Annotated in this window: 9 protein-coding genes and 2 pseudogenes; all 11 read right to left on the reverse strand. The window is 45.8% G+C overall.

The features are described from left to right. Positions 1-12 precede the first annotated feature (12 nt). Positions 13-261, reverse strand: a complete 249-nt coding sequence (locus PKO01S_RS29715) for a 4Fe-4S dicluster domain-containing protein (RefSeq protein ID WP_127529583.1) — start codon at positions 259-261, stop codon at positions 13-15. Then, on the reverse strand, positions 249-980 hold the full coding sequence (locus tag PKO01S_RS01800; RefSeq protein ID WP_127529584.1) for a S24/S26 family peptidase: 732 nt from the start codon (positions 978-980) through the stop codon (positions 249-251). Before PKO01S_RS01800 ends, PKO01S_RS29715 begins: the two co-directional genes overlap by 13 nt. Further along, positions 950-1,246 carry a hypothetical protein gene (locus PKO01S_RS01805; protein ID WP_127529585.1) on the reverse strand — a complete coding sequence of 99 codons (297 nt, stop codon included), beginning with the start codon at positions 1,244-1,246 and terminating at the stop codon, positions 950-952. Before PKO01S_RS01805 ends, PKO01S_RS01800 begins: the two co-directional genes overlap by 31 nt. Continuing rightward, positions 1,218-2,384, reverse strand: a complete 1,167-nt coding sequence (locus PKO01S_RS01810; RefSeq protein WP_164779429.1) for a radical SAM/SPASM domain-containing protein — start codon at positions 2,382-2,384, stop codon at positions 1,218-1,220. The genes PKO01S_RS01805 and PKO01S_RS01810 overlap by 29 nt, the downstream gene beginning before the upstream one ends. A gap of 456 nt (positions 2,385-2,840) precedes the next feature. Next, on the reverse strand, positions 2,841-3,926 hold the full coding sequence (locus PKO01S_RS01815; RefSeq protein WP_127529587.1) for a glycosyltransferase: 1,086 nt from the start codon (positions 3,924-3,926) through the stop codon (positions 2,841-2,843). Between the two features lie 744 nt (positions 3,927-4,670). Then, positions 4,671-7,238 (reverse strand): glycoside hydrolase family 9 protein, encoded by a 2,568-nt coding sequence (locus PKO01S_RS01820; RefSeq protein ID WP_127529588.1) that lies wholly within the window; start codon positions 7,236-7,238, stop codon positions 4,671-4,673. Positions 7,239-8,218: 980 nt separating this feature from the next. Further along, positions 8,219-8,489: pseudogene (locus tag PKO01S_RS01825) on the reverse strand (sigma factor); the annotation flags it as partial. Positions 8,490-8,563: 74 nt separating this feature from the next. After that, positions 8,564-9,166, reverse strand: a complete 603-nt coding sequence (locus tag PKO01S_RS01830; protein ID WP_127529589.1) for a zeta toxin family protein — start codon at positions 9,164-9,166, stop codon at positions 8,564-8,566. Next, positions 9,159-9,335 (reverse strand): hypothetical protein, encoded by a 177-nt coding sequence (locus PKO01S_RS28630; protein WP_164779430.1) that lies wholly within the window; start codon positions 9,333-9,335, stop codon positions 9,159-9,161. Before PKO01S_RS28630 ends, PKO01S_RS01830 begins: the two co-directional genes overlap by 8 nt. Positions 9,336-9,440: 105 nt before the next feature. Then, positions 9,441-9,666, reverse strand: a pseudogene (locus tag PKO01S_RS29240) (sigma factor-like helix-turn-helix DNA-binding protein); the annotation flags it as partial. Positions 9,667-10,744: 1,078 nt separating this feature from the next. Then, positions 10,745-11,443 (reverse strand): RNA polymerase sporulation sigma factor SigK, encoded by a 699-nt coding sequence (gene sigK, locus PKO01S_RS01840; RefSeq protein WP_127529590.1) that lies wholly within the window; start codon positions 11,441-11,443, stop codon positions 10,745-10,747. Positions 11,444-11,584: the final 141 nt, after the last annotated feature.

The following is an 11,584-nucleotide window of genomic DNA, read 5'->3' on the forward strand; positions in this document are numbered from 1 at the left end:
GAAATATCCAAGTCATGACAAATTGAGAAAAAACGATTTATTCTCTTCGACGCTATTTCGCCACTGCTTCGGCACCGCGTGTTCCGGGAAAATCGCTGCCACAGGGCAGGTTAGATCACATAAACCGCACTCTGTGCATTTGAGCGGATTAATATAATATTGCTTTGCGCCCGGAGCCGTCTGAATGGCGTCTTCGGGACATGCTACAACACATTTGGCCAATCGTTCCCCTTCGCATGCAGTGGTGATTACCCATGACATGACTCTGTCCTCCTCATATGAAAGCCTATAATTGCCGCTACACTCACATCTGCATGCAAGCTATTCCAGTATTTAATTGCCGTTCTCGCCACGAAGCCGACATCGCTCGCTCCGATCGTACCGGAAGATGGATCCGTTTCTTTCCCGACGTCGTATCCAACGAATACGGCCACCTTCCCTCCGATATCAGGCAGGTCGGATAGATGCTGCCTTGCGCCCGAATGAATGGCAACGGTTGCCCATCCATTCTCGCGCAAGTCCAACAGCTGGCTGACGAGGTTTTCTTCTATGGCAATATCGACTGCGAAAGCATGGGACAGGTCCTTGCAACGTTCACTGTCTATTGCATTAGGATGAACCAACACTTTCAATTCACTTGTTGCTAGCGGCGCAGTCCATTCCTTCTCCCTGTCTTCCGGCATGTCCAACCGTCCCAAGATATCACTCCGCAGTATTGGGGGATCAGATAGGTCATTGCGGTCACCTGCCGTAATCACGGAATCATGCTCGAGACTAAGGATGCGGTGGGCCAGAAGTTGGTTGACCTGATCCCGAACTAATACAACATCCCCTGCTTTTATTTCGTCGACAGGATAAACAACGGCATTCTGTCCATGGACAAGCAGGGGATGCATGCAGTTGCCTTCTATCGAAATCGGAATCGGCCTCCCGTTTTGCAACGCACGAATCAGGAAATCCCGTCTGCTAGTACTGTGCATTCGTTCAGAACTCCCATTTTAGTTAACGCCGATACGAAATCCCAGATATCATCTTCCACATTGTCGTCTTCGCCGATCCTGAACTTCTCCCTGATTTGTTGGCAAATAAAATCAAGCGATTGCGGAGAATCCGCGAGGAAACCCCAGACTGCTTTGCTTACGTCGTCTTCCAAGACGAATACCTCACCAGAACCTGAAAGGATGAACACGCCTTCTACATTTTCATCAAAGAACACGTCATCGGCTACCTGAAACAGTTGGTTCATGCGTTGGCCCTCCTGCCATTTTGAAATAAGCGACCATTTTCCTGCGGATCCCGCGCCGAATTCCCGAACAGTCCTGGGAGAAGGTGCCGTCGACATCGCCCGTTGCACCCCAATGGAAGGCACGGCAGCCCCCGCCACAGGATTCTCGGAATGTGCATTTCATGCACTCCGGAAGCGTATGAACCGTCCTGTTCCGCGAGCGCTCGAATACCTCGGAAGTTTCCCAAATTTCTCTTAACGATTTCTCTCTGATTGATCCGGCGTGAAACATCGGGGAGTGCATCAATTTGCAAGGGAATACATTCCCCTTCGCATCGATGGAAAATTCGCTCGTACCGTGACCGCAATGTTTTCTACGGTCAAACTGCTTCACGTTTAATGCATGACAATCATCGTGTGCGGCTTCCATCTCCATATCCAGCATTCTATCGTCTATGCGGCGACGTTCGCTAAAGCTCAGGCCTTGCATGCGCTCGTCTCCTCTGCCAAGCTGTATGAGCGGTACAATGGTCAACCGGATCGATCGCTTAGTAGCGAACTCCAATAATGGCTCTATTGAATCCGGGTTGTGCTTGGTCACCGTTTGGTTGATCTTTAGTTTGACACCTGCTTCGTACAGAAGGTCGATCGCTCTGCGTGCCTTATCCCATGTATCCTTGCCCCTGTTCGCTTCATGTTCCTCCTTATCCAGAGAATCGAAACTGATTGTGAACAAATCAACCACCTTTGCAATTTCATTGGCTTTGTCGCGGTTTGTGATTAATGTTCCGTTGCTGATCACGTTAACACGAAGCCCGACTTCCTTGCTGTAATTCATCAATTCCATAATATCCTTGCGGAGGAAAGCCTCCCCGCCCGTAAATATGATCGTACTGGTCCCTAGAGCTTTTATTTGCCTGATCATATCTTTGGCTTCTTCGGTATTCATATCGCCATTCATGGAACGCTCCGGACTGCTGTCCGCGTAACAATAAATGCAATTCAAATTGCATTTGTAGGTCGTTACGAAGTAGATGGCGGTAGGCGGGACTTTGCCAACCCCTTGCTTTTGCATCGTATCAAGGATAGCGTATTCTTGTGGCCTTTCCCCTTGATAAGCGACACGATACATGAGCATTTTTTTCGCTACCCGCTTCACACTCTCCGCATTCTCGCCGGACCCGATTAGCTCGTAAGGGGTCTTGCCGCCATAGATCAATTCGGATGCAATTTCATATTCGCCGGGAGTATACACAACCCAACAGTTGAGTTGGTAGTTATGTACGACATAATGGCCGTCTTCGTAGTAAACCGCGACGTATGGAATATGCAATTGTTCGTCTATTTGCATGAGCATACCTCCGTTAACTGAGATAAGAGACCCGTAATCGGGTCTCTTCTTACATTCATGAAGAATAATTGCTTAACAGCCAGATCCATAGCCGCCGCCAACCGAAAATGCGCAAGCACAGCCGCATCCCGCAGCTACTGCAATCGCAGCGGATTCTACTTTACGAAATTTTGGTTTTTGATAATTTGTCATGGTATCACCTCCTCTCGTGAGGTTGGAGAAAGCGATTGCAGTTATAGTCCGGCAACTGTGTATTCGCCAGCTCTATTCGATCCTCTCCAGATTCCTAGCTTTATGTTGAGCAATATCCAACAGTGCATGTTCATATCGCTCTGCGATCTGCTCGACAGCGTATTTTCTAACCGATTCTCTGCACGACTCCTGTGACGGCAATCGTTGTTCACCATCCAATACCTTTCTCAGAATAGACGTTAATTCTTCAAGGGCATTCGATGGATACAGCCAACCATTACTCTGATTAACGATCTCTCTGGGGCCATATTTGCAGTTGCTGGAGATAACAGGAATCCCTCGGGAAAGCGCCTCGACTAGAACCAACCCAAACGGTTCTATTTCGGACGCCAGAAGCAAGGAAGTCACGCCGGGAACCGCCTCCCATGGATTTTGCCTCCAACCATACCATACGATCCGATCCTGTATCCCCAATTGATAGGATAAATCCAGTAGCGACTCGTATTCTTTCCCGTCTCCGATGATATGCAGCTCCCAACGATAATCTTGTAATGGCGACAAGGCCTTCATAATGTGGTCCACTCTCTTGACCCTAGCAAGTCTGCCAACATACAAGAAGATAGGATCGACAGGTCGCGCTACATACGATACGTTGTCATATTTCACCGGGTTATAAACCAATTTCTTTATTCTTTCAGGGAAGACGCATTGCATGTCCATGATATTCCCTTCGCTAATTGCCAGATGTCCGTCAGCAACCTGTAAATCATCAAAGTATTTAACGAAATAATCCAGGTTGAAGTGCAGCCAGCTTACAACAGGTGACTGAATATTCAGTCTTTCTGTTGCCATCTTTGCTGCTTTAACCCCGATGGGTCCCGTGGACACAATAATATCGACTGGCAATAGGTTCTTCAGTACATTAGACAAGGCAGCCGAATATATTTTCAACAAGTACTCTTGAGGAATATGGTCATTTATCTTCTGAAACAGGGGGATGGTGGCGATTCCCGCTTCCCATGCCGTATCTTCGGATTTTCCCTTCAGAATGACGACGACATTATGTCTTTGTTTCAGTTCATGGTAGATTAACGAGAGAGCCGTTTCCATTCCCCCTCGACCGCTCAATAAAATATCCACCACAAATATGATGTTCAATACGAAATGCCTCCTTGTTCTGGAATGAAATATCAAAGCATTCCGTGCAAGCGGCGATAAGACAGCCTCTTGGTTCGCACATTACCTTTTGTCACCACATATTAACACCCGTTCAATATCTGGTAAATGGTACCAGTGTACTACTAAACCCTGTTAGTAAAACAACGGGATTCGACTCCACTTCAAGAAAAACAAAAAGAACCCTTGATATCTCAAGGGCTAAGCGACTATTCAAGTATTCGAAAAATACATTCCACCTGTCAGAATGTAAATGCTGGATAATTTAAATTTAAAACAATTCTGAAATAATGAAAACAGAGTCATGCTGGGTTGCGAGCTCTTTTTTCTAATTGTTTTTTGGAAAATCTAAATATCCGTTCATTACATAATTCATCGAAAAAGTATAGTGCTTCAATTTTGCTTTATGAATAAATATTCAATACCGTTAAGCTATCGTAACCCTTTAGTGGAACGAAGGATAACTTATCATCCGTTATTTCGGGAAGCAAATCCTACTTTAAACTCATCATCGCTGTATCGCTTCATCGCTTCATCGCTAAGCCCAAGGTCCTGTTCAAGTAACGCTCTAAAACCATTTCCTTCCGGATCCATCACCCAATATTTTTTCGTCCCTAGTCACTCCCTGGCACTCAGTTGCACTTACCACCGCTCTTAATATAGCTAACCAAAACTTAAATAAATACCGAAACACCTGTCGGTGTCCCGGTATTTATTATTATCCTACTATGGTGCAATCCCCCATACGAGCGAGCCGTTCTGATAGAGCGTAATTTTGTTCCAATCGGCAAATACATTCTTTGTCGGATCGAAAGAGTAATCGCCCGATTCATTGAAATTAGACCAGTCCGATTTCGTAATGCGAACCTGAATGTCGCCGCTTTGGCCTCCCGGCGCGATCGAGCCGGCTCCGGCACCGAAAGAAACTTCCAAGTACGTGTCTGCAGAATTACCAATTGTGCTGACGAATGCGCCGCTCACATTGGCACTGCCTATCTGCGCCCAATCGATGAAATAGTTCAACGCTTGGCTGCCGTCCTTCGTGAAGTAGTACCGTAGTTTCAAGCCGCTCAAGCTAACCGCAGACGTGCCGTTGTTCTTGATGTTGAAGGTTGCGTTAATGGTATTGTCGGTTGCATTCGTATTATTGAGCTTGTATTGCGCAACCAGCTTACCTCCCGTACCAGCTCCACTCCCAGATGGCGTGGCGCTCGCTTGCGCGGAATCGACGCTGGCGCCTGCGGAGTTGACGGCATTAACAACATAATAGTAGGTCGTACCATTGGTCAAGCCCGTATCTGAATAGCTTGTTCCAGAAATGCCCGCCATGACGATGTTATAGGCTCCACCTGGTGTTTCAGAGCGTTTGACGGTATAGCTTGTCGCTCCGCTGGAGGCCATCCAGTTCAGGCTGACTTGTGCGTTACCCGCGGTGGCTGTTACTCCCGTAGGAACCGATGGCACCGAAATCGTTGAACCGCTGCTAAGATCTCCCTTCTTCTGGTTCATATACTGAGCAACCCAGACAAGAGGAGCGTTCCAATTGATCGTATTCTCCTTGGATGCCCATGCATTGGGGGCCGTGCCGCTTGCCGCGTAAGACTTGGCGCTTGCCACAATCGGCGTTGCGGTATCGCTGATAATGGCGTTGTTAGGTCCTCCGGAAATCCAGCCTTTCGGGTACGGAACACCGGTTGCAGTGTGCACGGTCCAAGCCCAACGGTCATGTGTATCGGTCTCGGAATATTGCCCATAGCCCGTAATATAAGACTGCTTCATCGCGTTGTTCCCCATCATGTAGTCCATATTGCGGTACATCGCTTTCAAATATTTTAGGTCGCTTGTCAAATCGTAGGCATAGGCAAATTCAATCATGTTGTGCAGTATGGCCGAATTGGAGCCCCAATCGTATTTAATAGAGCCCGGCAACGAAGATGGGTATCCTTCACCGTTCAGGATCGCAAGCTGATTGTTCGCAGCTGAAATTGCGTTGCTCTTGATCGCGTTAAGATCGGATGCTGGCAAATCATTGGCTGCGCTGAGTAACGACAGCGACCCTAACGTGCTGACGTCCCCCCAATAAAACGTTCCAACCTTTTTGTATTCGGAAGATCCCGTTACGTTCGATTTGTACATTAGCTTGTTAGCATCACCGCGCTGGTGCGCGGTTAAGTACATTTCGACGGAGGCTGCATAACGGTCGTCCTGCGTCGTTGTGTCATCATAATCACCGCCGCCGGGAGAATCGACTGTCGATGACGTATAGAGAACGACCGGCAGTGTTTCGGCGCGATTATATGCATCCTTGGCGATCGCCCATACTTGGGATGCATATGCCGAATCGAATGTGGCGTAAACACGCGCTAATTGAGCCAGTGTTCTTGCCACGGCATAGGTTGCATTCGTCGATGGCGGCTGCGCATAGCGCGAACTCGCATTCTCTCCGGCTATGGTAATGACAAAGGCGCTCCACTGGTCATTCGTAATTTTGTGAGAAGCCAAACCGGTAACAGGCAGTATTCCTCGCAAATATTCGGAACCAAATCTGACTTCATCCAACACATCGGGTATGCCGTTCGATTTCTCAGGAATGTTGAGGTACCCGTCGGTCATCCCGCTTGGGTTACGCTCGTAGGAATTTAATAACGCCCAAGCTGATATCGCGTGGTTGACAGGATATATGCCAAAATCACCTGCATCCGCCCAAGACTTCTGGACGTTAAGCGTGCCAGAACACCAACTCCGGAAACAGGGAATAGCTGAATCGCCAGGATGGAGCGCCGAATGAGCGTAAGCCGGTTCGGCCAAATAAGCTGCCTCGATTGGCGTTCCCATCCTATGAAAATAAAAATAAGCCATTGCATCCTTTGTAAGCGTAGGATAGAGATCATTCGTTATATTGAATGCCGCACTGGTCCCTACCCCCGATACCCACAGCTTATAGCTGCCAGTGGCCGTGAAGGACGAGAAGTTCGCTTTATGCACGGAATCTCCCGAGGCCTGGTCGAAGCCATATACGCTAGTTACTCCCGCAGCCACTGCCGTTCCCGTCGCAGCGTCGCGCAATTCCCAATTCAGCGCCGATGTTGAGCTTGAGATAACCGTTGCAATCTTGTCCGCAATTGGCAAGTAACCGATCTGATTGACGCGCACATTGCTCGGATCTGATGCGGCAGATACCTTAATAGCGGAGTAAGCCAGTAACGTTGTTAATAAAGATGAAACGAGCAGAGTGACCAGGTATAACCTGCAGTTCTTATGACTGAACATGGAAGCGCTTAATCTATTGTGCATGGTAATTGCCTCCTATCATTCATCATGATAAATTAAAAATTAAAACTTTCGCCTCTCTTAGTTCGAGCTTCATACTCCCTAGGTCCAGCACATTCCTCCCTTTCTTCCATAATAGCCTCTCGGCATTCGCCGAGGCAGATGGGACAAGGCTTTCCTCGTACCATCCAACGCACCTCCCTCCTACTTCGGCAGGAGAATTTTTTAATTAATTCCATATTTCATTTTTGGCCGCTTGTTGACAAGAATCTCAAGCCCGTTTGCGATTGCTACCACCTGTACATGATCTAAGCAGCGGACAGCAAACACGATTTACCCTTGTACCCCAGACTACATCCTGTATCCCGGCACAATGCGGTCAGTTTGGTCATGAGCGCATGAATGGGACAAAATGAAATCCATGATTGCCCTTATAGAATGATCGCTTGTCCCGTACTCAGTCCCCAGAAAAAGACAAGTTTCAGTTTTCATCTCACCTCCTTTCAAGATAATAGCCTCTCGGCTCTCGGCATTCACCGAGATGGGACAAATTACTTTACCAAGCGTTTAGCCCAGTTTGGTTACTGCTCTCCAACAAGTCATGGTGTATAAATTGTTTTTTAGGGGGGGGGAGTGACCTAGTTCAGGATGATAGAAGGCTTGTGCGACTTCCCTATCTGAAACAAGTAGATGCTGTCGGAATCTGTATGAACCGGCGCATTTCCCCTGTGAAGGCTCTCGGAACTGTGGCTGCTCAAGAGTTTGTCAGAAACGATCACATTAGAGGTTATTGAGATCTGATTAATTTCGCGGAACAAACTACATCCGAATACATTTTAGTAATATTATACGCCATTGTGTAGTTTTTTGGAATGCGAATTAACACTGCACCGCTTCGTGAAGAAATTCGGATTTGAAGCATCACTAAAGGTTATTGCGTTGGACGCTGGATATCTTACCTCATACATTTGCAAAAAATTGGAGGAGAAACAGATTTACACCCTGGCTTCAGAGCCAAGGATATCAATCAACGTAATTTCGTTGCCTTCCTTGTCCGTCCCGATTGGGTTGTGCAACGACACGTCCTTGCGTCGTCTTCAGAGAACGCAAGTGCATGAGGATTTCGTTCTCGATACAACGAGCAGCGAACGTCGCGAGCTTCGTGCCCTAGTTCGGCTGGAAGCTTTCGATGGCTTTGATCAAGCCGATCGTACCGATCGAGATCAAATCCTCTAGATCCTCGCCCGTGTTATCGAATTTCTTGATGTCATGGGCACAATGATGCAATTTCATGTTTACATTGCATTAACAACAATAGCAGCAGTTCACTCAATTCAAGTGAACTGCTGCTATTGTTGATTGTGTCCATTAACTAACTTATATTCAATTTCTTTTACCCAGTCAGGTATAATCATAGAACGATGTTTTATTGAATTCCTATCCGCCTCTAAGACGATCTCTCCATCCGAACTACTGTTATCAATTATGATTAAGTAATCAATTAGATCGAGATGACCAAGTAAATTTTTCGTAGAAGTTATATGCCTTCGGATAATATCTTCCGTCGGAATATGATGCCCACCATTTCTGACTCGTGCGGCAACACGTTCTATATTAAGACGATAGTCACCTAGACCAACGTAAAACATGATCACTTCGATTCCATTTTCTTTAGCTTCTCTCATTTGTCGTATAACATTACCGCCTGCTAATGTCGTCTCTACAGTAAAATCTCTTTTGTTCTTAATGCAATCCCTTGCCAGCTTTATTGCTTCTTTTCCTGCTGACACCTTCCTTTGGTCCGGATTTTCGCTATCAATCCTTCTTGCCAGAGCATCTGGATCAATATTAATACTTACACCCAGTCGATCTATAATCAAATTACGAATCGTGCTCTTTCCGCTACCATTATTTCCTGCAAATACAAACATTGTAGCAATTGGATCACTCATGATGAAGGTCCTGTTCTTCAATTCGTTCAATTTCACCAGTACTATACTCTTTCACAATTTGACCTTCGTCCGTTTTATAAACGATATAAGTGCCGTTCGCTTTCGCGTCCAATTTAGCTCGATCGCCAGTCAACTTAATTAATTTACTTAAATCTTGAATACGATTCACGAAATAATACCCCCTACCTCTCAGTCCCCTTATGGGCAGTATACCACACAAACACTACCCGAAATAGGGCAGTCTCCTTGAACTAAATATCATTTCATCTCCTTTTTAAAACTCGTGATAAAGCTTCATAAGCGAACGTTTCTTAATCATACACAGCTCCGCGAGATACCCAGTTCCTTCGCAATTTTCCGCTGCGTCCGTTCTTTACCACCATGTTCTAACTCGTTCCACGACGAATTCCTTCTCGCGGTCATCCAATATATCAAGATCTGTAGATCCTGCTCTTCTCGATCTTCAACTGAACTTTCTCAATGACGCCATCTGCATCGCTATGATGATAAATTTCAATAATAAAATAAACCGCTCCCGCGAGATTAGCCGAAACTAATAATCATATACATTACTGTGCGAATGGGGATGTATATATTTTCAACTTCTTAATTCTAGAATTGACCTGACTTTATCTTTTCGTATATCTCGTACATCTCTTTATTATCGAGTTCGTGGTAACTAATTTCGTTTGAATTCTCAAACTCTAATCTCTCTATACCTCCTGCATTATTCATAAATGTTTCAAATGACAAACTATCGATAAAACTCATTATTTTTTCATTTCGTCTTTCACTTAATATTATATCTGAAAACCAAATAGCTCTGACGATCTGATCACTTTGACGATAACTATATATACCATCCCTTGAATACAATAACGCAGAAACAATTGCAATGTTTTTCCATAACCAGGCCCGCCAACAATTGAAATTAGGTTTGACCTTAGGAATATATCTGTCCACTCAATAGAATTTTTATTATCATGAACACTGTAATTATGAAAGTGTTGGCTATCATGGTTCTGATTAAAATAAATGAATCGAGGATAGATATAGTAATCTTCAAAGTCCAATATGTCTACACCTGGAACATGATTCTTTGCAAATACATGTTTCACATTACTTAAATATTCCTGTCTTTTTTCTTCAAAATTAGGAATCATATTAGAAGATGCTGCGCTGCTTCACGAAATGCACGGATAATTTGCTCTACATTTTTGGTTATAATATAAGGTACAAATGCAAGTTCCCCAGAGATTTCCATTACCAAATTCTCTTCTATTACAATCATTCTCTTCCAGAGTAGATGAAATCATTTCTTCAATCTCTTGTAGAATACTGAATGCTTTGTCCTTCTCGAGAAACTTACCAGTTCGTTTAATAATCTCTAAGATTGTCCCTGCCAGAACCTTAGAGCCCACTGATTCAATAAAGGCCACAATATCCTCCTTTCTTCATTGTAAATGGGTATTTCTACATACACCTTCATTCTCCTTCAAAAGTCCTTCTTATGGGGTGGTTACCTCACATCTTGCACGAAAAGAAAAAAAAAGCCACTCCTCCCGGAGCAGCCTCATTTCACTTCTTCGCCTTATAAAACTCATGATACAGCTTCATAAGCGCCCGCTTCTCTATCCTCGACACATAGCTCCTGCTGATCCCCAGTTCCTTCGCGATCTCCCGCTGTGTCCGCTCTTCCCCGCCATGCTCTAATCCGAACCGGCCGACGACAACTTCCTTCTCGCGGTCATCCAATATGTCAAGATTCCGGTAAATCTTGCTCTTCTCGATCTTCAACTGCACCTTCTCGACAACATCGTCAGCCTCGCTGCCAAGGATATCGATCAACGTAATTTCGTTGCCTTCCTTGTCCGTCCCGATCGGGTCATGCAGCGAGACGTCCTTCTTGGTCTTCTTCAGCGAACGCAAGTGCATAAGGATCTCGTTCTCGATACACCGGGCTGCGAATGTTGCGAGCTTCGTGCCTTTTCCCTGCTGGAAACTCTCGATAGCTTTGATCAAGCCAATGGTTCCGATCGAGATCAAATCCTCTAGATCCTCGCCCGTGTTATCGAATTTCTTGACGATATGCGCTACCAGCCGGAGGTTGTGCTCGATCAGCAAATTGCGTGAATGCTGGTTGCCCTCGGCCATCAGTTGCAAATGCTTCATCTCATCTTCCTCATGAAGCGGCTGCGGAAACGCATTATTTTTGACGTAAGAGACGAGCAGCGACAGCTGCTTGATGAACAGTGCAACAGCAGCAAACAATCCCATGAACCGTACACCCCCAGGTTGGTAGGCCGGCGTCGTCAGCGAAGCAATCGTACGCTCGCTTAACCGGCACGCATCGAAGTCGGTTCTACATTATATGTAGGCAGCGGCCCATTCGTGCCTGTACGACAGAGAACGACTCCT

Source organism: Paenibacillus kobensis NBRC 15729 (assembly GCF_004000825.1).
Classification (GTDB): Bacteria; Bacillota; Bacilli; order Paenibacillales; family Paenibacillaceae; genus Paenibacillus_T; species Paenibacillus_T kobensis.